At 42.7% G+C, this 20,909-nt stretch carries 25 protein-coding genes and 1 pseudogene; 8 read left to right on the top strand and 18 right to left on the bottom strand.

Features of this window, described 5'->3' with window-relative positions; genetic code table 11:
- Nucleotides 1-62: 62 nt before the first annotated feature.
- On the bottom strand, nucleotides 63-1,073 hold the full coding sequence (locus BSEL_RS08385) for a CAP domain-containing protein (protein WP_013172564.1): 1,011 nt from the start codon (nucleotides 1,071-1,073) through the stop codon (nucleotides 63-65).
- Nucleotides 1,074-1,208: 135 nt separating this feature from the next.
- Here BSEL_RS08385 and BSEL_RS08380 point away from each other — a divergent pair, with 135 nt between their 5' ends.
- Nucleotides 1,209-1,565 (top strand): YugN family protein, encoded by a 357-nt coding sequence (locus tag BSEL_RS08380; RefSeq protein WP_013172563.1) that lies wholly within the window; start codon nucleotides 1,209-1,211, stop codon nucleotides 1,563-1,565.
- A 121-nt stretch (nucleotides 1,566-1,686) separates the two neighbouring features.
- A complete protein-coding gene (gene ytvI, locus BSEL_RS08375; RefSeq protein WP_013172562.1) occupies nucleotides 1,687-2,754 on the top strand; it encodes a sporulation integral membrane protein YtvI in 1,068 nt (355 codons plus the stop codon).
- Nucleotides 2,755-2,799: 45 nt separating this feature from the next.
- Here the strand turns inward: ytvI and BSEL_RS08370 are convergent, their stop codons facing one another.
- From BSEL_RS08370 to cyoE, 6 genes and pseudogenes are all read right to left on the bottom strand, one after another.
- A complete protein-coding gene (locus BSEL_RS08370; RefSeq protein WP_013172561.1) occupies nucleotides 2,800-3,279 on the bottom strand; it encodes a DUF420 domain-containing protein in 480 nt (159 codons plus the stop codon).
- A gap of 262 nt (nucleotides 3,280-3,541) precedes the next feature.
- Entirely contained in the window at nucleotides 3,542-3,889 is a 348-nt protein-coding gene (locus BSEL_RS08365; RefSeq protein ID WP_013172560.1) for a cytochrome C oxidase subunit IV family protein, read from the bottom strand.
- A 4-nt stretch (nucleotides 3,890-3,893) separates the two neighbouring features.
- Nucleotides 3,894-4,518 (bottom strand): annotated as a pseudogene (locus BSEL_RS08360) (cytochrome (ubi)quinol oxidase subunit III).
- Nucleotides 4,511-6,352, bottom strand: coding sequence for a cytochrome c oxidase subunit I (ctaD, locus tag BSEL_RS08355; RefSeq protein WP_013172559.1), 1,842 nt, complete (start codon nucleotides 6,350-6,352; stop codon nucleotides 4,511-4,513). The pseudogene BSEL_RS08360 and the gene ctaD overlap by 8 nt, the downstream one beginning before the upstream one ends.
- 27 nt (nucleotides 6,353-6,379) lie before the next feature.
- On the bottom strand, nucleotides 6,380-7,417 hold the full coding sequence (coxB, locus tag BSEL_RS08350) for a cytochrome c oxidase subunit II (RefSeq protein WP_013172558.1): 1,038 nt from the start codon (nucleotides 7,415-7,417) through the stop codon (nucleotides 6,380-6,382).
- Nucleotides 7,418-7,484: 67 nt separating this feature from the next.
- A complete protein-coding gene (gene cyoE / locus BSEL_RS08345) occupies nucleotides 7,485-8,411 on the bottom strand; it encodes a heme o synthase (protein ID WP_013172557.1) in 927 nt (308 codons plus the stop codon).
- A 462-nt stretch (nucleotides 8,412-8,873) separates the two neighbouring features.
- On the opposite strand from cyoE, the gene BSEL_RS08340 reads away from it, so the two are divergent.
- Nucleotides 8,874-9,788: a COX15/CtaA family protein gene (locus BSEL_RS08340; protein ID WP_013172556.1), complete on the top strand. Its 915-nt coding sequence runs from the start codon at nucleotides 8,874-8,876 to the stop codon at nucleotides 9,786-9,788.
- Between the two features lie 130 nt (nucleotides 9,789-9,918).
- Here BSEL_RS08340 and BSEL_RS08335 read toward each other — a convergent pair whose 3' ends face one another.
- A complete protein-coding gene (locus BSEL_RS08335; RefSeq protein WP_013172555.1) occupies nucleotides 9,919-10,362 on the bottom strand; it encodes a Dps family protein in 444 nt (147 codons plus the stop codon).
- A 198-nt stretch (nucleotides 10,363-10,560) separates the two neighbouring features.
- Nucleotides 10,561-10,845: a YlaN family protein gene (locus BSEL_RS08330; protein WP_013172554.1), complete on the bottom strand. Its 285-nt coding sequence runs from the start codon at nucleotides 10,843-10,845 to the stop codon at nucleotides 10,561-10,563.
- Between the two features lie 196 nt (nucleotides 10,846-11,041).
- Here BSEL_RS08330 and BSEL_RS08325 point away from each other — a divergent pair, with 196 nt between their 5' ends.
- A complete protein-coding gene (locus BSEL_RS08325) occupies nucleotides 11,042-11,533 on the top strand; it encodes a molybdopterin-binding protein (RefSeq protein ID WP_041582377.1) in 492 nt (163 codons plus the stop codon).
- 88 nt (nucleotides 11,534-11,621) lie between these two features.
- Here the strand turns inward: BSEL_RS08325 and BSEL_RS08320 are convergent, their stop codons facing one another.
- Complete coding sequence (locus BSEL_RS08320) at nucleotides 11,622-12,074, bottom strand: pyridoxamine 5'-phosphate oxidase family protein (RefSeq protein ID WP_013172552.1); 453 nt, start codon at nucleotides 12,072-12,074, stop codon at nucleotides 11,622-11,624.
- Nucleotides 12,075-12,301: 227 nt separating this feature from the next.
- On the opposite strand from BSEL_RS08320, the gene BSEL_RS17500 reads away from it, so the two are divergent.
- A complete protein-coding gene (locus BSEL_RS17500; protein ID WP_013172551.1) occupies nucleotides 12,302-12,505 on the top strand; it encodes a YlaI family protein in 204 nt (67 codons plus the stop codon).
- Between the two features lie 84 nt (nucleotides 12,506-12,589).
- Here the strand turns inward: BSEL_RS17500 and BSEL_RS08315 are convergent, their stop codons facing one another.
- Nucleotides 12,590-12,937 carry a YlaH-like family protein gene (locus BSEL_RS08315; protein ID WP_013172550.1) on the bottom strand — a complete coding sequence of 116 codons (348 nt, stop codon included), beginning with the start codon at nucleotides 12,935-12,937 and terminating at the stop codon, nucleotides 12,590-12,592.
- 161 nt (nucleotides 12,938-13,098) lie between these two features.
- Between BSEL_RS08315 and BSEL_RS17760 the strand changes: the two genes are divergently transcribed.
- Entirely contained in the window at nucleotides 13,099-13,272 is a 174-nt protein-coding gene (locus BSEL_RS17760; RefSeq protein WP_013172549.1) for a DUF5325 family protein, read from the top strand.
- A 17-nt stretch (nucleotides 13,273-13,289) separates the two neighbouring features.
- On the opposite strand, the gene BSEL_RS08310 is transcribed toward BSEL_RS17760, so the two are convergent.
- Entirely contained in the window at nucleotides 13,290-14,144 is an 855-nt protein-coding gene (locus BSEL_RS08310) for an inositol monophosphatase family protein (RefSeq protein ID WP_013172548.1), read from the bottom strand.
- A gap of 113 nt (nucleotides 14,145-14,257) precedes the next feature.
- Nucleotides 14,258-14,446, bottom strand: coding sequence for a hypothetical protein (locus BSEL_RS08305; RefSeq protein ID WP_013172547.1), 189 nt, complete (start codon nucleotides 14,444-14,446; stop codon nucleotides 14,258-14,260).
- A 314-nt stretch (nucleotides 14,447-14,760) separates the two neighbouring features.
- Between BSEL_RS08305 and BSEL_RS08300 the strand changes: the two genes are divergently transcribed.
- Nucleotides 14,761-15,384: a DUF1054 domain-containing protein gene (locus BSEL_RS08300; protein WP_013172546.1), complete on the top strand. Its 624-nt coding sequence runs from the start codon at nucleotides 14,761-14,763 to the stop codon at nucleotides 15,382-15,384.
- A gap of 81 nt (nucleotides 15,385-15,465) precedes the next feature.
- Here BSEL_RS08300 and BSEL_RS08295 read toward each other — a convergent pair whose 3' ends face one another.
- Nucleotides 15,466-15,753, bottom strand: a complete 288-nt coding sequence (locus tag BSEL_RS08295) for a UPF0223 family protein (protein WP_013172545.1) — start codon at nucleotides 15,751-15,753, stop codon at nucleotides 15,466-15,468.
- A gap of 122 nt (nucleotides 15,754-15,875) precedes the next feature.
- Here BSEL_RS08295 and BSEL_RS08290 point away from each other — a divergent pair, with 122 nt between their 5' ends.
- Entirely contained in the window at nucleotides 15,876-17,393 is a 1,518-nt protein-coding gene (locus tag BSEL_RS08290; RefSeq protein ID WP_013172544.1) for an aminotransferase class I/II-fold pyridoxal phosphate-dependent enzyme, read from the top strand.
- Nucleotides 17,394-17,503: 110 nt separating this feature from the next.
- On the opposite strand, the gene BSEL_RS08285 is transcribed toward BSEL_RS08290, so the two are convergent.
- From BSEL_RS08285 to BSEL_RS08270, 4 genes are all read right to left on the bottom strand, one after another.
- Nucleotides 17,504-17,800 carry a DUF3055 domain-containing protein gene (locus BSEL_RS08285; RefSeq protein ID WP_013172543.1) on the bottom strand — a complete coding sequence of 99 codons (297 nt, stop codon included), beginning with the start codon at nucleotides 17,798-17,800 and terminating at the stop codon, nucleotides 17,504-17,506.
- A 70-nt stretch (nucleotides 17,801-17,870) separates the two neighbouring features.
- Nucleotides 17,871-18,308 carry a hypothetical protein gene (locus tag BSEL_RS08280; RefSeq protein WP_041581834.1) on the bottom strand — a complete coding sequence of 146 codons (438 nt, stop codon included), beginning with the start codon at nucleotides 18,306-18,308 and terminating at the stop codon, nucleotides 17,871-17,873.
- A gap of 284 nt (nucleotides 18,309-18,592) precedes the next feature.
- A complete protein-coding gene (locus tag BSEL_RS08275) occupies nucleotides 18,593-19,768 on the bottom strand; it encodes a M23 family metallopeptidase (RefSeq protein ID WP_013172541.1) in 1,176 nt (391 codons plus the stop codon).
- 23 nt (nucleotides 19,769-19,791) lie between these two features.
- On the bottom strand, nucleotides 19,792-20,658 hold the full coding sequence (locus tag BSEL_RS08270; RefSeq protein ID WP_013172540.1) for a polysaccharide deacetylase family protein: 867 nt from the start codon (nucleotides 20,656-20,658) through the stop codon (nucleotides 19,792-19,794).
- Nucleotides 20,659-20,909 lie beyond the last annotated feature (251 nt).

Below are 20,909 nucleotides of genomic sequence, written 5' to 3'. Positions count from 1 at the left end.
AAACACCTCCAGATTAAATTATAACATGAACACCGTTCATTTGACGACATACAGGATACAGTCTATCGGTAGAGAATAAAGTTTTGCGTATAATAATACTCATGCACCCCGCTTGCCAAATGTGTAAACTCTTCACTTAATAAATTCACACGGTGTCCTTCACTGTTTAACCAGCCCGTAACGGCTTCAATGCTGTCAATATAGTGTGCAGCAATATTCTCCGCTGCCCCCGAAAAAGGGATGCCTTCTGCATCAAGACGATCTCCCAATGAACCGGTATTCGGCGAATCATGAGCAAAGAACTGGTGATCAAACATGTCTTCACTGTGTCCTCTCGCAACGGGATTCCCATCAGACGACACATCAAGCGGTGGAAGGCTTTTTTGCTCCCGGTAGACATTCGATAATTCATGCATCAGCTTTTCCTGACCGGTCTGCCATGCACTCATATTGTCAACAGTCAATGCTTCAGGATCATCCAAAGAACCCCTGTAGGACAAACTGTATGGACGCTGTAACAAAAGCAGCTCTTCCGTCAGCATTCGGACGGCAACAAGTCTTCCATCGAATGCATCAAAATACAATTGGACAAATCGTCCATCATCAAGTTCGGCCAACGGTTTCGTTCGCAGTTCTTCATCTGACAGAGTAAATGTAAATGAAGAAACCAATCCCCCTGTCTCCACCTCTAATGAGAATCCGAAGGCTGCCATTGCCGATTCATAAGAATCCCCTATCCTCAATCCTTCGAGAGAATCAGCTTCATCGAGAATAAGTGATGTAACCACTTCGCCATCCTGAACCCCATACCAATTTTGTGAATCGTCAAATAACCACCATTTATAGCCATACGGTGTCCAGATTTCCTCTGCAACAGCTCCATATGCTTCAATTAAATCTGAAGCTGCCTTTATACCCTCCACATCAAAATCCGTTTGTCCGACAACGTCTTCTGAATCAGACAGTGTTCTGTTCCCGTCCGGTTCCCGGTCTTCTTCAAAAACCATCATAACAATGATTGCAGCAGTAAAAACAATGATAAAACTAGTGATAACTGAAAGGATACGAATCATATGAACCTCCTGTTTACGTGTTTCATGAAAAAAACCTCATGACCTATGTCACAATGATTGCAAGTGACCCATTTTCATAATATGATAGTAAAGAACAGGTTTTCAGACCATTTACTGAGGAGGTTTCATCACACCATGAAATTTGAACAAACCGGTCTTGAAGGAATTCAGATCAAATTTGAAGATCTTGACGAAACAATGAGTGAATGCGGTTTTGACCGTGCCTGGGATTACGAGCGCGCAACCTACGACTATAAAATGATCGATCAGGTTGAAGACGCCACCTATTATCTGAGAATGCCATGTTTCGTCATCGAAGGGGAAATTCCAAAAGCAGATACAACCGTTGAACTGATGACACCATATGTCGGCAAACATTATTACCCGCATGGTGTCGAGTATGATGAAGACTTCCCCCAAAAGATTGTAGATAAGTGTCACAAAAAAATCGGTACCGTTACAGAAAAGATCCAGGCTGACAAACTCTCCTGATCATAAAACGACGCAAGATTCAAAGGCACTTCGACCTGAGCAGGCGACGTGCCTTTCTTTACAATTAAGGTCCAAAGGCGGCAACGTAAGAAATACAGTGTCCCGGAAAGGAGTTCCTCTCTTGACTCCAGCTACAAATAAAATCATCAAAAAATACATATCCATTGCTTTAGTCATCGTCGTGATCGGCCTTTTGTTTTATTTTGTTCTTCCCGTTGCGACACCAATCCTTACAGCTCTTGTCACCGCATTGTTTCTGACACCTGCTGTTAACGGATTGACAAAATACACAAAATTAAGCAGGCAACTATCCGTATTTATCGTTTTCATCAGCTTCCTGGCAGCCTTGTCAGCCTTCAGTTACATACTGTTCACAAGAGCGTTGACACAATTGAATCAATTTTTCAATAATTTGCCCAGTATCATAAACGATATAAACATCGCCTGGATTAATATCCTTGATAATTTACGGATACAATTTGACCAGTATTCACAAGATATCGTGAATGAGATCGATATTGCCGTTACTAATGCCCTGTTTGGCCTCAGAGATCAGCTTCAGGATATAAATATAATTGAGACGGCTACAAATCTGTTAACGGCTATCCCATCCTATATTGTATCATTCCTGGTTTTCCTGATCGCATTATACTTATTTCTGATTGACCTGCCACGATTAAAGACGAAAATATTCACGTATTTATCTGAAGATACAGCTGAGAAAGTCCGCTTCATGTCAGCAAGGTTATCTTACGTGATTTTCGGTTTTTTCAAAGCACAGTTCCTGGTCAGTATCATTATTTTTATTGTCACACTGATTGGCCTGCTTATCGTCGCACCTGAAGTTGCATTAATTATGTCCATTTTCATTTGGGCTATTGATTTCATTCCGATTATCGGCTCTATTGCAGTACTGGCCCCGTGGGCCGGTTATCAGTTAATTGCAGGGGATACATTTATGGCTATACAACTTCTGGTTCTTGCAGGGATCCTGCTCACAATCCGCAGGACCGTTGAACCAAAAGTGATGGGCCATCATATCGGACTGTCTCCTCTGGCAACTCTGATCTCGCTGTATATCGGCTTGATGCTTTTGGGTGCCATCGGATTTATTCTTGGACCTCTTGCTGTGATCTTCTTTCAAAGCGCAAGAGAAGCAGAAATCATCAAGTTCAATTTCAAATTGTAGTCCAGAGAAAAAATACCCTGACGGCAGCTTCACCGTCAGGGTATTTTACATGCCCGGCGGGACAGAACCTGAGCTTAAAATAGCCTCGAACAAATTTGTCGTATCTCCGGGGGGATAAATGACATACAAGAGCAGATAGACAGCGATCCCGGTCGTCGCCGAAATAAACCAGATCACCGAAGTCCATGGTCCCAATTTTTTATGTCTGGTCAATTTATTCTTATAACCGGTATAAAGCTGATAAAGTCCCATACCTGCCGCAATCGTCGCCATCGAAATGTGAAACAGAAGGAACACGGTATAATACGGCGCTACAGAATCAGGTCCTCCAAACGATGTACTTCCTATAAAAAATGTTTTACTAAGGTAAACCGCAAAAAATATGACAGCAAATACAGCTGCCCAGAACATCGCTTTTTTATGAGCCGCAATGTTCCCTCTGACTACAAGCAACCATCCTGCAGCAGTAAACACTGCACTGAATGCAATAAAAACTGTACTGATAAACGGTAAAAATAATGCCATGACAATGCCTCCTGATCCCTTTCGATTCCTGTTCATTTCACCTGATACTGCAATGAAGCATCGTCAGGCCTCTTCCTCACATCCACCATGGCATGCTTTTGAAGTATGGATAACGTAAATTGCCACATGGATTGGCTATCTAAACTACGGGAATTATAGCATTTTTTCTTCTGATCCTGCTACAAATATGACTTTCTCACTTTCCTCTGACGCTTCCAGATATTAAGAAAGCCGCCCATCACAATGATGAACGGCTTTTTTGTCAGTATTTTACGATGCCAATTAAAAACATCAACGCGCCGACTGTCAGTGCTGCAATTAACATTCCGGACCAAATCATGATATTGACCCAGCTGGTTTTCTTCTCACCCATATGCATAAACACATATAACTGAAAGATTACCTGTATTCCTGCAAGGAGCAAAATAAATGGAATTGCAAACCCTGATGGAATCGCATCCGTTGCAATCGAAATAAATGCCATGCTGGTAATGGCTATCATCAGAAAATAGGAGACAATCTGGGTTTTGGTTTCACGCTTCAGCTGCCTTTCAAGCTGTTTGGTAGGCTTTCCTTTGATTGGTGCAGTTGGATCAAGATGTGAACTCATAGCCTCAACCTCCTATTCCAAGAAGATAAACGACAGTAAAAATGAAGACCCAGACAACGTCAATAAAGTGCCAATAAAGAACCGCCGTATTGAATTTCGGTGCATTGTAAAGTGTCAAACCGGTTTTTCTGTACCGGATGATAAGTGTAGTAATCCAAAGAATACCAAACAGAACGTGGGCACCGTGTGTACCAACCAAGGTATAAAAGCTTGATGCAAAAGCGGAAGTCGAAAATCCAAGGCCAGCATGGTAATATTCGTAGAACTCATAAATTTCCAGACCCAAAAACGCAATACCCAGCAAAACAGTCATCGACATCCACATCAGAAGCTTGTTAAAATTCCCTCTGCGCATATTGATAATCGCCATGACGGACGTTAAACTGCTCGTCAACAGGATCATTGTCATGATAAAGACCAGATCGAGGTGGAACAGATCCGATGGACCCGGTCCGTCAATCGTCCCCCCCGCGAAGGCCCAAATATGTGCCGATCAGACTGCCGAATAACACGGTCTCCCCGCCAAGGAAAAACCAGAAACCGAGATACTTATTCCGGCCTTCAAGGGTTGCTTTTTCCGGTTCCTCAGGCAACTGATTTAAATCAATGGATTCTTGATGTTCAGCCATGATTACCACCCTCCAAATCTCGTTTGATTCGGTCTACCGGTATATGGTGACCGTGATCTTCTTTCACTGAGCGGATAAACATGGATCCGAATGTCACAATCAAACCTGCAAACAATACCGGATAGTTTAAATAAATAAAACCGAAGCTTGCAATAAACAGTCCGAGAGATATCATAAACGGTAATATAGAGGCATTTGGCATGTGAATGTCACCAAGTGGCTCCGCGGCTTTAAGTTTTCCGTCACCCTCGTATTTCTCATACCAGAATGCGTCGAGTTCCCGGACAAGCGGCGTTTGTGCAAAGTTGTATTCAGGCACCGGCGTCGGAGTCGTCCACTCAAGGGTACGACCATCCCACGGATCGCGGACATTGTCCTTGTTCCCCATTGAAACAAAAATATTAACAAGGAGAATGATAAACGCAATGCTCATCAGGAATGCACCCATTGTACTGATCAAGTTAAAATCATTTAGCCCCTGATTATCAAGGTAAGAAGCAACACGTCTAGGCATACCCATCAGACCAAGGAAATGCTGTACAAAGAAGGTCAAGTGGAACCCGATAAGGAATAACCAAAAGAACCATTTGCCCAGTTTCTCATTCAGCCTGTAACCGAACATCTTCGGCCACCAGTAAAAAGCACCGGCAAAGAGACCAAATACTACGCCGCCGATAATAACATAGTGAAAGTGTGCAACAACGAAGTACGTATCATGAAACTGATAGTTTGCGGCCGAGACTGCAAGCATAACACCCGTTACCCCACCCATTACGAAAGACGGGATAAAACCGAGGGCAAACAGATTCGCTGTCGTAAACTGGATACGACCTCCCCAAAGGGTAAGCAGCCAGTTAAATATTTTAATTCCTGTAGGGACGGCAATTGCCATCGTCGCTACAGCAAATATCGCATTTGCAACAGGACCCATACCGACTGTAAACATATGGTGAGCCCAAACCATGAATCCGAGGAAACCAATGATTAATGTGGCAAATACCATCGCCGAGTAGCCAAAAAGACGCTTTTTAGCAAAAGTGGCAAGGACCTCAGAGAAAATACCAAAGGCAGGAAGTATCAGAATATAAACCTCAGGGTGTCCAAATATCCAGAACAAATGCTGCCAGATAATAACGTTTCCTCCCGATGCAACAACAAAATACTGTGCGTCAAAGAGACGCTCAAGCATCAAAAGCAACAACCCAATTGTCAATGCAGGAAATGCGAACAGAATCAGCATGGATGCAACAAATGAGCTCCATGTGAAAAGTGGCATTCTCATCATACTCATTCCCGGAGCACGCATGTTAATAATGGTAACAAGGAAGTTGATTCCCCCGATCAGGGTCCCCAAACCACTGACCTGTAAACCGAGAACGTAATAATCAAGTCCTTGTCCGGGTGATTCACTCGAAAGTGGGACATAGGCTGTCCACCCTGCATCAGGTGCACCCCCTGTGAACCAGGAAATATTTAAGAGAATCCCCCCGAAAAGAAAGAGCCAAAAGCCCAGTGCATTTAAAAATGGAAATGCAACATCCCGGGCGCCAATTTGAAGCGGAATAATAAAATTCATAAAACCGAATAACAGCGGCATGGCAGCGAGAAAAATCATTGTTGTACCATGCATGGTTAAAAGTTCATTAAACGTCTGGGCAGACAGGAATGAGAATTCAGGAAACATTAACTGAATTCGCATCAAAATCGCTTCAAGGCCTCCAAGAGCGAAGAAAAACGCTCCCCCAGCCAAATACATGATGCCTATTTTCTTGTGATCAACGGTTGTCAGCCAATCCATGATCACACTTTTTGAACCTGCTTGTGCAGTAGACACGTGAGAAAACCTCCTTTATCCGTTAACTTAATCCAGAATCTTTAATCCATTTAAATATTCAATCAATGCTGCCATTTCCTCATCGTTGATTTCATCATGTGTGTAAGAAGGCATCTCGGCACCAGGTTTGTATTCCTGCGTGTCCCTGAGCCAGTTTTCAAGATTTTCTTCATCATATTCCAGATAACCCGCAATCACTTGGCGTTCACCGAAGTTAGTCATATTCGGGCCGATTGCACCGCCTTCATCTCCAACTGCGTGACAGCTGATACAGCTGTCCTGAAAGACCTCACGCCCATCCGCAGCCACAGTACCCTCTTCAGGGTTCATGACATCTTCTTCTGGCTCTGCCATGTTTTCTGCCCATTGATCAAATGTTCCCGGATCAACTGCGACAACTTTAAAATCCATCAGCCAGTGTGATGGGCCACAGAGTTCGGTACATTTCCCCATATAGACCCCTTCATTCGGAGCCTCAAACCACATTTCGTTTGTAATTCCTGGCACATTATCCTGTTTACCCGCTAAGGCAGGTACCCAGAACGAGTGTTGCACATCCTCTGACTCAAGAGAAATGATAATTCTTGTATCAGTTGGAATATACATATCCTGCCCTGCCGTGATCTCAAGATCAGGATAATGGAACTCCCACCAGAACTGGTGAGCAATAACTTCTACATGTACATGATCCATCTCTTCTTCCCCATCTTCAGAGACCACACTCGTATTTGCCAAAGTAAACGTATCCATCACGTTTGGCACAGCGAGCATCAGAAGAAGAATGATCGGAATAGTCGTCCAAATAATTTCGAGGGTTCGATTGCCGTGAACCTGTTTCGGTATATGTGTATCCCCCGGGCGCTCTCTGAATTTAAACAAGACAAAAATGTAAATCAGAAATACAACAACGAGGACAAAAATCATGATGTATAAGCTCAAGGCAATCAAAGAATACTGCATGTCTGCAACCGGTCCCTGAGGATCGAGTGCGGATAAGTTCTCCATTCCACAGCCTGTCAGCAGCAGGATGAGACCAAATGGTAGAAACCGCCATATATTTTTCATCGTGTAACAAACCCCACTTTCTCCAGTCAATTTACTCTTATATTCGATTGTTCAATGACCCCCAAAGTCAGAACAAGTGAACCAAAATGATAACGACAAACAAAATCGTTAAGTAATTCAAAGAAAAGACAAACATACGGGATGCCCATTGAATATCGTTTTTCGTCTTAAATCCTGTAAGTCCAAGTAAGAGCCAACCACCGCCAAGAAGTGCAGCAGTAACTGTATATACAGCCCCGAAGTTCACCATTAATAAGGAAACAGGGAGCAGCGCTGCCACATACCAGACAATTTGACGCTTCGTCATTGCAAATCCTGCGACAACAGGAAGCATGGGAATGCCCGCTGCTGCATATTCATCTTTCCTGCGCATTGCCAAAGCCAGAAAATGCGGCGGCTGCCACAGAAACATAATCAGAAAGAGCGACCAAGCTACGGGATGAAGTCCTGGATCCAATGCTGCCCAACCAATCAGTGGAGGTACAGCTCCTGAAAAACTTCCGACAATGGTATTTAAAGTGGTCGTTCGTTTTGTCCACAGTGAGTATAGAATGACATAGATAAAGAGTCCAATCACTCCAATTACTGCAGCTGTTAACGTCGTCATGGCAAGTAAAGTGGTTCCGCCGAGAGACATCGCCAAACCATATGTCAGCGTTTGCTTACCGGAAAGCTGGCCAGTGACGGAAGGACGGTCTTTCGTCCGCTCCATAATATGGTCAATATCCCGGTCAATAAAATTATTTAACGCACAACCGCCGGCAATGATCATTGCAGCCCCCAGCAGAGTCAGCACGACCGTTAATGGATCACTCATCAGAGAGACGCCATTGTAATAGCCTGCCAGAAACAAACCCGCAAAAACAGTGATTAAATTCGAGGTCACAATACCTGTTTTAGAAATAGCCACATATTCTCTCCAGGAAACATTGGAGTGGATCGCATTTGTACCAGAAACCCTCTCCGAAGTTACGGTGGCATTCAGTTTCGTCATGATTACATCACCCCCTTAGTGCAATCGAAATCGTTCATGGTATTTCTCATTATTTTCTCCATTTGGATCCCCTCCGGCAAGTCCGGTCGTTGCGGTCGCGAACGTTCACATTTTAGACACAAGCAACGCCAATTATAACGAAAATCCGAGTGATATTCATCACATTTTCTTCACAAATTATTCTTATAACACTTTTTTCCCTAATCAACGACTTCAAAACCAATTAATACACGTTGTTAATATTATATACTATTCCAAGGGTGAAATGAAAGTGTGAACTTTCTTTGAACTAAAAATGCTCCTCATGACGCCTTTGATTGACTTTTTCACCAAAACTCCATAGAATGATGAGAGTTTAGGACAGCTTAAGCATTTAAAGATTCGGTAATACAATTTTCTACAATAATTTTTTAAATAAAACAGTTTAAAAAGTCTCATTATATGAAAGCGGGCGATTGTTCAATGAAATTTCTTTTTCTTAAAGTGTTCTCCGTTCTCACATCCATCGGAATGCTGATCGTACTCATTCAAGGGGCACTGGTTACTCAAACAGGTTCAGGAGATGCATGCGGTGCCGAATGGCCACTTTGCTACGGCGAATTGATTCCAACAAATCCAACCATCCCCACCCTGATCGAATATACGCATCGGCTTGTTTCTGCCATTTTGGGCATCATGGTCATCACACAGGCGATTTGGTCTTGGATCCGCATTCGTAAGTTTGTAAAAGAGACCGGCTTCTTCGCCATCATTGCTGTTTTGTTCATCATCTTACAAGGATTACTCGGTGCCGCTGCCGTTGTTTGGGGACAATCTGATGCTGTGATGGCGCTGCATTTTGGTTTTTCATTGGTTTCTTTCGCAAGTGTTGTATTATTAACAGTGCTGGTGTTTGAAGCAGATAAGAATACTGACCAGTTAACACCTGTGCTCTCTTCCTCTATTCGTAAATATATTTACGGTGTTCTTGTATACATTTACATTGTCGTATACTCAGGAGCTTACGTCCGACACAGCGGCTCATCAGGCGCATGTGACGGCTGGCCGCTCTGTAACGGTCAACTTATCCCCGAACTTTCAGGCGGTGTACTGATCCAGTTCGGTCATCGTTTGCTTGCAGGTATGTTATTCATTGTCATTTTGATTATGTTTATCCGTATACATCGCTCATTCAGACGGTACCGTCTTTTTTACTGGACATCCTTCACTGCATTGATTTTCATCACTACTCAGGTAATCAGCGGCGCTATAGTCATTTTTACTACATTTAATCTTTACGCAACAATGTTTCACGCCTTTATGATCAGTCTTCTGTTTGCCACAATCAGTTATCTTGCTTTGGTCTCCTGGCGCTCCGGCAGAAAAGAGCTTCAATAAGCATTAAAGAAAACAGCAATGTCAATCTCTGCATTTATGTATGGTAATAACCGTTTCTTTATTTCAGTCCACAACTATAAAAAACCAACCTCCACAAATTGGAGGTTGGTTTTTTATGGTTGTTTCCAGATTATTTCATATACTGGCGGAGCATCCAAGTATGCTTCTCTACAGACTGACGAATTGCAATCAGCATATCAGCTGTCGCTTCATCATCCGCGTCACCTTCAAGAGTCGCCACATCATCGTTCAATTCCTTGGAAACGAGCTCGAAATCAGCAATAAGTGCGTTCAGCATTTCCTGATAGCTCTTCTCTCCTGCAGCCTCTTTTACAGTAGCCGTGTCGAGATATTCCTTCATGCTTGCAAGTGGATTCCCACCTAATGCCAACAAGCGCTCTGCGAGCTCATCAATGTGAACAGCGGCTTCATTGTACAGCTCTTCAAATTTTTCATGGAGAGTAAAGAAGTGCGTTCCACCTACGTACCAATGATAGTTGTGAAGCTTCACGAATAGTACATTCCAATTTGAAACGTGTCTGTTTAAGATTTCTTCTGTTTGTGCGTGTGCCACTAAAAATCAACTCCCATTCATTTTTCATTCACTGTTCTTCTTACCTGAAAAGCGATATTTTAAACCTCTTTTCCTTTTAAGTATAGTATATTACATGCCACATTATGAGATAACATTCACATGTTCACAGGATTGTCATAATAAACACACAAAAAAAACTCTGTTCCAGACAGAGTTTGTTCTAAACATATAAAGCTATTATTTTTGTTTTAAGGTTGCTTCGTGCAATTGAGTCAATTGTTTTTCCAGTCGGTCCAATAACGCTTTACCATTCTCTTCGCTGACGAGATTCAGCCTGACGGCAAAATCTATTTCCCGAGATAATCCGAACATCTGAGTATCAAGCACCTCTTCGTAAAGCGGGCACTGAGGCATTGTCAGATTTGTCATTTGCACCTCAATCAGTTTGAGAATTTTATCTGCGTCTTCCTTTAGAAGGGCATAGGCTTTTTCGCTTTGTCCGGACAGGGTTTCCAGTGACACATGAATCCCTCCTGTTCATCGATCTTGGGACTCTATTTGACGCTGACAAGAGTACTGTCGTAACGCTAAACATCATCCATTACTTTCTTTATCATATCGGTTATAGTGAAAAAATGCAACCGTTGCAGATGTTGAGAATGAATCGATGACAAACGCGTGGAGGATGGATATAATGAGGGAGAAAGGTGGCGATATTATGTCAGCAGAAACCGTCAGGATAATTGGAAATGTATCATTTCGACTTACATTGGACCCGGGCGTGTGGATCTTTGATGATCGAAGAGTCCACATGGAAAACGTCTTTACGGACCGTGCAGAAGCACAGGTTATTTCAGAGGCTGAAAAAATGGCAAGAGCATGGAACCGGCAAAGAACAGGGAAGAAGCCTCAATCAAATCAGAATATCGTCCATATTGACCGTAAAGATCTGACTGAACATTCTCTCGGCATTCCATTAGAACCATTTCTGCAAAATGCATCACCTTCTGAAGATGCAAAGTCGCTGATTGTGCGTCAGGAGGATGGGCATGAAGAGCGCATCTCCCTCACGGAAGCAATGAGTGCCATACTGGCATTCTCCGAAAAAGGGAAACCATTAAAAGAAACCGGCCCTGTTCATTTTTATTACGGAGACGGCAGCAATCATCATAACCCGATTCAGAACGTCACAGAGCTCATTGTAGAATAACACCAGAGCGATTGCGGTTGAAAAAACAACTGATCCAAGCTGAACTGACAAAACCGTTAATCTCAAGGAGATTAACGGTTTCTTAGCATTATTTTAACATTGCATCCATGACTTGTCTGTCGAGTTTATCGGCAGCTTCTTTATCATACGTTTTCTCAAATTTAGGTTCATTTACAATTCGGGAACCATAGAACATGACATCACGTACTTCTCTTACTGTAATTTCAACCAATGCCAGTTTCAACGGTACACCGTCCATCTTTTCTTCAGTCACTTTTGCATGACCTGCAATTGAATATGTCGATCCGCCACCGATCAATAAAATCGTCACAAGTCCATTTTCTTTAATATTTTCAACAATTCGTGAACGGTTATCAACCGCAAAGCGGACGTGTTTTTCATCCTTGGCGTAAACCCACGAAATGGCATTTACATTTGGAGCACCGGTTTCGTGGTCAATCGTCGATAATGCAATATAACGCTCTTCTTGTAACAATGGAAGCAATTCTTTCGTCAATGCTGGTTCTACTTGGTTTGCCATTGTGATTCCTCCTTGAGTATAGTCACTCTATATATTACCTTTTATAGCATTCCTTTTAAACGTGTTTTTCTTTTCCTTCAATCACTATGATGGTCCCGGGCAGCCAGATCAGTCCGTTAAGAAACAACAACTGCCTTTTCATATTTATATGAAATGACGCCGGGATATCTGTTATGATAATAGAAAGCTACTCAATTATTCTGTAAAGAAATGAAGAGGTGATCAGCGTGAGAGTGAAATGTGTCATCTGTGATCAGGTAGAAAAAATAGATTCAAATCTGCCGCAGGCAAAAAAACTCAGAAATCGTCCCATACACACGTATATGTGCCAACCCTGCTCAGACAGAATCAGTTCAAGAACCAATGAACGGATCGCTACAGGAGATTTCCAGAGTCATACACCTGCAGAAGAAAAGGATGAATTCATTTGAATCCCATCAAAATAAAGCCGGCCAATGTCAACGCATTTACAGCGTATGCACGGCCGGCTTTTTTGAATCGTTACAAGCTCAAAATCACTGTATTTCTGTTTCTGAATCGGTCTCTTTATGCCGGTTAAGCTGCAGTTTGTATATACCAAGAATCAGCGCAGCAACCCCAAGTGACTCAATAATCGGCAACGTCAGGGCAAAAAAGGTGATGAACATGTTTCCGAAAAGCATGACTGCATAAATGACTATATTTTTTATTAGAGGAAGTTTTCTCGCAAACCCCAGGTTAAAAACAAGGATACTCAAAAGATTAATGATAATAAACATTGACCAAAACACAAAAACAAAGTTCTCAGGATCACTGGCACCAAGCCAGTATGCAATTGGTGTAAAATCCGGTGAAGCCTCAGCCCCATTTGATAACAACATCATAAGTGCGGTTCACTCCCATATCGATCTCTTTCTTTCTGCGCTGATTATACCATAACGCTGTTGGAAAAGAACAGCTATGCCTTTCTGATTAAGTAAGATCCTGCTTTTCATCTCGTCATGATTAAGGTAAACTAGTATCAGATTACAAGGGGGTCATCAATTTGAAATCATTTGACATCTTCACCTTTATGCTCGCCATATTGGGAACGGCAGGGCTGACCGGCGTTGGTATTTCAATGGCTGAAGGCAGTTGGCTGTTATTTTTCACATCTGTTTTACTGACTGTCGCTGTGTTTGTCGGTGGCATTTCCAGAAAACGAAAATTAAGCACATGAGAATGGAAGATCGGCCGTTAACGGCCGATCTTCCATTTTAATAATTCTTCATGTACAGAGGGTGAAGCAGCAATAAGGGAATCTTTTTTTAATAATGACAAAGGCTCTCCCTGTAAATTACTCGTCAAACCACCCGTTTCCTGCAATAAAATGATTCCCGCTGCCACATCCCATGGGGCAAGATTGAAACTGACATAAGCATCCAGACTTCCCGAAGCCACAAATGCCATTTCAAGTGATGCAACCCCATACGACCTGCTGCCCCTTACTTGTGTAACCAACTGCTTCAGATGATCATCTTTGGCAATCCACCCATTATTCACACTCATTACAATGTTCTCCAAAGGTGTATAGGTTAACTGCGGAAGCTGCTTACCATTTAAATATGCTCCGTAACCGGAAACTGCGGTATACATCTCATCTGCCATCACATCGTAGACAAGACCTGCTGCCGGTTTGCCACCCACATAAATCCCCAACGATACGGCAAAGAATTTTTTTTGATGTACGAAATTCATAGTTCCATCAATTGGATCGAGAATCCAAACGACACCATCCAGATCGTTAATCTCTTTAAAACTTCCCTCTTCACCCATAATCCTGTGATCCGGGTAAACCGACTTTAACCGCTCAATAAAAAAAGATTCAACTCCTTCATCGACATGCGTTACAAGATCATTTCGATGTTCCTTCGTTTTGATATCAAGCTGCTGGTGCATTTGCCAGCGTATATAGTCTGCAGCTTCGCGAATCCAACTTTCAGCCTGCTGCTTCCATTCAAACACCTCTGAAACAATCATAATTCCTTTCCCCTTCCCTGCAACAACAACAATTTGATTCATTCTACCATATTTCATAAGCTTTGTGATCATTCAAACCTTATCAGATCAAACTAAATACCAGCGCGAACCAATACGTACATGTCCGTTTAAATCACAAAAAAATGAACCTGAAAAGGTCAGGTTCACTCAATGTCCATTTACATTCAAGCTTCAAGACGAAGCCATTCATTTCTCAGTTCAGCAAGTTTTTCTTTGCTTTCTTTCATCTGAATCACTTCTTCAGCGATCATCGCATCGTAGAGAGTCTGAAGCTCATAATCAATTTCAAGCTTCAATACCGGGATACGATTCTCTCCATCTTTTCGTCTGAGCGTTTGAATTACTTTTTCCATTTTCCGCACCCCTCTTTTAATGAAATAGTTTTTTCATGACCGACCAGCTGTTGAAAATAAGATTACTGACAATAATAAATCAAATATTAGAATTTTGCAACTATTCTGTGATATTTATTTTAAAGTTTCCCCTATTCTCAAAGAGTTAAACGTAATTGAGAAAAAAACCACTTTTCTTTTTAAAGAGCAAAAGTTTTGTTAAAATGATTATTGATTCATTTCCTTTCGTTGTAGTTTGGGGAGCGAAGAATACTCTTATGACATTATCTTTACAAAAAACAATCACCAGAACCAGAAAATGGAGGATGAGACCCATGGCATTTACCGGATTTAACGAAACAGATTTTGAGACCTTTTCGATCGAAGGTCTTGATGAACGCATGACAGCAATACAGGAACGAATCCAACCTAAATTCAAAGCTCTTTCTGATTCGATCATCCCGGAACTCGAATCGATCACCGGCAGTGATATGCATCTTCATGTTGCAAGGCATGCAAGACGTAAAGTAAACCCGCCCCAGGATACCTGGTCTGCCTATTGCCATAATAAACGCGGCTACAAAAAACACCCGCATTTTCAAATCGGGCTGTTTGATGATCATGTATTTATCTGGCTTGCACATATTTACGAATTACCCCACAAAGAAGATATCGCAGACCGCTTTATCGAAAACAAATCATCGATCCTTGAAACTCTCCCAGGTGATTTTGATATCTCAATGGACCATATGAAAAAGCCGTCACAAAAAGTATCGGAAATCGACCTTGACGATACGCTTAAACGCTTTAAGGAGGTCAAAAAAGGAGAGTTTCTCGTTGGAAGGAAAATAGACAGTGCAGATCCTCTCCTGAAAGACAGTGAAGCTTTTATCAAAACGGTCATTGATACCTTCCAAACAGTAGCACCATTATATAAAATCGCAATGCGGGACATGTAAGTAACGGACTAGACTAAAAAGGATCCGGAACTGCCCACCGTATGGACGTTCCGGATCCTTTGTCTGTTCATTTCTTGCCCGTCATCTGTTTTTACTCATTTTAATCACGGTACCTGTTTCCGATTCCCTCGCCTTTTTGACCGTATGATAGGGCGATTGCCCGGTTTGTGATTCGTAGTCTTTGAAATGCTGCTTTTCTTCAGCTTTGGACGGAACCACTGCTTTATAATGGCGATACAACGTGACAAGTAAATCCCGCTCCACTCCTTTGCCATACGCGCTGTCCACTGCTTCAAAAAAATTAACCACATCAATTACCTCATCGGTCGACCAGTCCATTGACACCGGTAACTGTACGCCTTCACTCATATCGAATCCCTCTTTTCCCTTCATTTGATTTCAATTCCCTGTATTTTTTGATATACTACTATCTGCTCCAAATAATATTACCGTATCAGAATTTCCTGCGGGTGAAAAGGTGATAATTACTTATGAATGAAAATCATACAGAAAATGCCCGGGCCGGCTATACAGAACGTCAGACAAAAACACCTCTGTTTCACGGGGTGAAAGAACATGCCGAAAAAGAAGTCAATCAGTTTCACATTCCAGGGCACAAGCGCGGTCAAGGGATGGACCCGGAATTTGCAGATTTCATCGGTTATAATGCACTTTCCATTGATCAGATCAATATAGCACCGCTCGATGATCTCCATCATCCCCATGGGATCATCGACGAAGCGCAAAAACTCGCTGCAGAAGCTTTCGGAGCCGATCACACGTTCTTTTCTGTTCAGGGAACGAGTGGCGCAATTATGACGATGATCATGACAGTCTGTCACCCGGGGGACAAAATCATCGTACCCAGAAACGTCCATAAATCGATTATGTCAGCCATCGTTTTCAGTGGTGCCAAGCCAATTTTCATTCATCCTGAACTGGACGATGAGCTGGGGATCTCCCACGGGATTACCGTTCATTCCGTTGAACGGGCTTTAAGGGCTCATCCGGACACGAAGGGGTTGCTCGTCATTAATCCCACCTATTTCGGGGTATCGGCAAATTTGGCGGAAATCGTCCGTATTTCCCATTTGTACGACGTCCCCGTCATGGTTGATGAAGCGCACGGTGTGCATATCCACTTTTCCGACGATATGCCGGATTCCGCCATGCAGGCAGGTGCAGATATGGCTGCGACGAGTGTTCATAAACTTGGCGGGTCCCTTACACAAAGCTCTGTTCTGAATATTCAGGGCAGTCGAATCAAGCCTGAGAGGGTGCAGACGATCATCAGTATGTTGACCACGACGTCCACTTCCTATATCCTTCTCGCTTCATTGGATACAGCCCGGAGATATTTAGCTATCTCAGGCGAAGAGGAACTCCGCAGCATCATCAAATTGAGCCATGATGCCAGAAAACGATTGAATGAAATTGAAGGCGTGCATTGTCCCGGTGCTGAAATTATTGATCACCGGGCGAGGTTTGATATTGACCCCTCAAAACTGATCATATCCGTGAAGGATTTGAATGTAAACGGGTATGAAGCCGAGATTTGGCTCAGAGAGCATGCCAATCTCGAAGTGGAACTCTCAGATTTATATAACATCTTGTGTATCATTACACTCGGTGATAACACGGATACCGTTGACACTTTAGTAAAAGCGATTCGCGATATGGCCGAATTTTTTCAACAGAGTCAGTCAAACACACGACAGCTTCATCAGGTTCAAATACCAAATATCCCGACATTATCTCTTTCACCGAGAGAAGCATTTTACGCAGAAACAGAAGTTGTCGCTCTGGAAAATGCCGCGGGCCGGATCAGCGCAGAATTTATAATGATATATCCACCCGGTATCCCTATTTTCATCCCAGGCGAAATCATTGAAGAAGACAACATTGCCTATATTTTCAGAAATATGGATGCTGGATTACCTGTGCAGGGGACTGAAGACCCTACTGTCCGAACGATCCGCGTCATTCAGGAACGAAGAGCCATTTATTAAATCACTGCTCAGGACGCCTGCCAGTCAAATTAAACAATACTCTGTAAACAGAAAAATCCCCCCGTTTGCCCTGTTGGGCAGACGGGGGGATTTTGATAGACACCATTCCATCAATACTGTGGCTCAAGAATGCTCGGAGGCAAAACTGAACGGAAAAATTCCTGCAATGCCACGCCTTCTTCATCGTCATGAACATCAAACAAATCCTTCACATGATCGAGATCATCCAAGTCATCTCTGTTCAATAAGCAGGATTTACCCGTCTGCATGCAGGTGATTAACGGTTTACCAAAGAATAACGTAGTGAAAACAATGCCAAAATCGAAACGGCCATTTTCAGTAGTCACACCAACAAATTGCACATTCACTCGTTCAGATTCATCATAGAGTCTTTCGTAAAGTTCCATCAGTTAACCCTCCTTTATCATACAGTGATGTAATTATACAAAAATTCTGAATACTTTTCAAGCAAAACACTCACGGAAGTCGTGAACGTTTCGACTGGATAAAATAAATCAGTTCTTCACAAAAGATAAAATCCTCAATAGTCACTTCATAGTCAGCGGTCTCAATGGAGATTGTAAGTCTTACGTGGATTCGATCATCTTTCATGACAGGGATCATCACATTCAGACAATCATTTCGCTTCATGCACATGATATGTCCAGCCTCAGAGAGTCCTGTCCATCCCTCGAAATGTAACGGTGTTTTTTGGCCCCGCCGTGACGTTCTCTGATAAAAAAGCTGATTGTTTCCATAAGTGTCATATTCATATGCACTGACAGTAGCTCGTTCTCCAGTTAATAAGTGGATGGCATCCATAATCCTGACAAGAAAATCATCCCTGTCGACCGCCCTGTCGTATGACATACCGACCTCTCTTCTCATCACATCGAGAAGTTCAGATTTATTCATTGCTATCACCCATCTATTCCTATACTCATCATGATTATTATCTCGATGTTACAAAGATGATACCACACACCACGGGAGCTTTTGCAAGTCCTTTTAAGATTGTGCAAAATTCTTCACAAAGAACCGGAATCACTCATAATACCAAGTAATCTTAATCCTGATGACCGCCGTAAAACTCACAAAGACCCAACTGCCGGAGAACTACCTTGCTCTTACAATGAGTTGGCACCCTCGACTCTTACACTGATCAGCTAAACGAACAAATTACTTTTGACAGTCGCCTTTTAAGATGTTCCCCACAGTGCATGAATAATCATTTTTGTTTCTTCAATGGAAAATGGTTCGTAAAACAGGGTATCATAAATCAGCAGATCCTGATGTAAGTGCAAGCCGCTCCCATCACCATCAAGCGCCCCGCTGGTCCCACTGTTTCCGACATATCCGATCACGGTTTCTGCATCTACAACGTCTCCGACTTTCAGGTCCTCCGGAATTTGATCCAAATGAGCGAAGCGAATCATCACACCTCGTTCATACTGAACCCAAATCTGTTGTCCGCGAAGACGATCCAGAATATATTCAGGTGTAACCCCTGAATCTGCAGCCAGCTCCAAGTCCTGATTACGAACTTCATGAGAAGGGTAATCCTCAAAATCATGATCAGCCCTTATAACCGTGCCTTCTCCCTGTGCAAGAACCGGCGTCGACGTGTCAATCACCACTTCTGTCGTATAATCATACCAGTCGATCCCCTCATGATAGCCGTTTCTGTATGCACGGGGAGCACCGGGTAAATGACTTTCAACGGTACTCACTTCAGCGCCCTCTATGGGAGATTCAAGAAAGGATAAGTAATCAATCATCTCATCGACAGTCATACTGTCATGATCGAAATCATCACGGGGATCCGACCATTGTTCCAGTTCTTCATAATCAAGCCGGACAGTCAGCTCACCATTATCCAGTTCCACATCCGCGCTCAGAAAGTCCTCGAGAAAAGCAACAGGAATAAAGGCATCCTCTTCGTCTGCACTTAAGGGCAAGTCATCCGCATTATGATGAATGCCATTAACCTGTATGACGGGCACCTCTTCCACGAAATAAAAATCCTTTTCCCAGATCGACAAATGCGCCGTTCTGTGTAACGAATCTATCTTCAGAGATCCTTCAGCTTCATCAGAAAGTTCGGCAAGTGAAATCAGCTTCTGATCATCTAGATTCTGAACAGAGAGCGAGATGGTGAATTGCCCTGGTCTTTCGTCCTTCTGATCCTCTTCATCTTCTGTGGGGTCCTCATGGGCATCGCTGTTTGTTTCATTTTCAGCTTCTTCATTTTGAATATCTTCCGGTATTTCTGCAGAAGAATTCTCTGACTCTTGGTTATCGCTATTATTTTCATTTATACCACAGGCTGTCATTGACAGTACTGCCAATGACAGACCCCATACGTGTTTCATCATCAATCAGTCATCCTTCTTCATCGTCATTGAATCGTATCAGGATCTACAAAATCATAGCCTTTTTCCCTCAAACCGCTTACGATGTCAGGGAGTGCTTCTTTCGTGAATTCCCGGTCATGCATAAGGAGATTGGCTCCATTTCGAAGCAACTCAGTCTCAACCATGATCTCTGCCAAGGCATCCTTTTCCATATACTCGGCAAAGTAATCATAGCCATATGTCCAATTCATCCACTGCATCCCCTCATCTTCCACAACCTGTTTACTGTAGTCCGTATTTACTCCAAAAGGAGCTCTGAAGAAACGAGGGCGCTCACCCGTAATCTCTTCAATTTTATCATTTAACAGTACGATTTCCTCGTACTGCTCTTCCTCGGTAATCTGACTGAAGTTCGGATGTGTCATTGAATGATTGCCTATTTCAAAACCGAGGTCATAAATTGCCTGCAGTTCCTGAGCGCCGACATCATCATTGATAAAATGCCCATTCACAAAGAAAATCGCTGGTACTTCAAGCTCAGCGAGTACTTCGGCCATTTCAACGCCGTGTGAATCCGGTGCATCATCAATGGTAAACAGAACAACCTGTTCATCTGCTTCATCGATCGGTCTCACGGTGTGATCGCTATGAAGTTCATAGAGAATTTCCGGTTCTTCTTCAACCGCTTCTTCATCTGCTTCATTTTCATCAATGGTCTCTTCCATTTCATCAGCTTCTTCTGATTCTTCATTCGCATAATCTTCTTCCGGTTCGTTGCTTTCGTTGTTATGTTCCTCATTATTTGTCTCGTTATTTGAATCTTCTGCTGTAACGTTATCGTTATTTACGTTGTCGCCTCCGCATGCAGAAAGCAGCATCACCGTTGCGACAGACAGTACTGTTCGTTTCATCCGTTATTCTCCCCTGTTCTCTTATAGTCATTTCCTACAAATTCTAACATAAAACGATGTAAAAAAGTAAACAACACTTCACCTTATTCAGTTATTCTGAGAAACGGGTCCATAGTCATAATGAAAAGATTTGATTTGCTTACCGTTCGAGCAAATTCAAAAAACCTTCAGTATTATTGTGTATATATACCCGTTCAGTTTTCGCCACGCAAAAGAAAATTCAGGCCCACGAGCCATAATGGCCGCAAGCC

Source organism: [Bacillus] selenitireducens MLS10, from assembly GCF_000093085.1.
GTDB classification, from domain to species: domain Bacteria; phylum Bacillota; class Bacilli; order Bacillales; family Salisediminibacteriaceae; genus Salisediminibacterium; species Salisediminibacterium selenitireducens.
The sequence above is the reverse complement of the archived record's forward strand: the minus strand, read 5'-3'. Positions and strand labels throughout refer to the sequence as shown.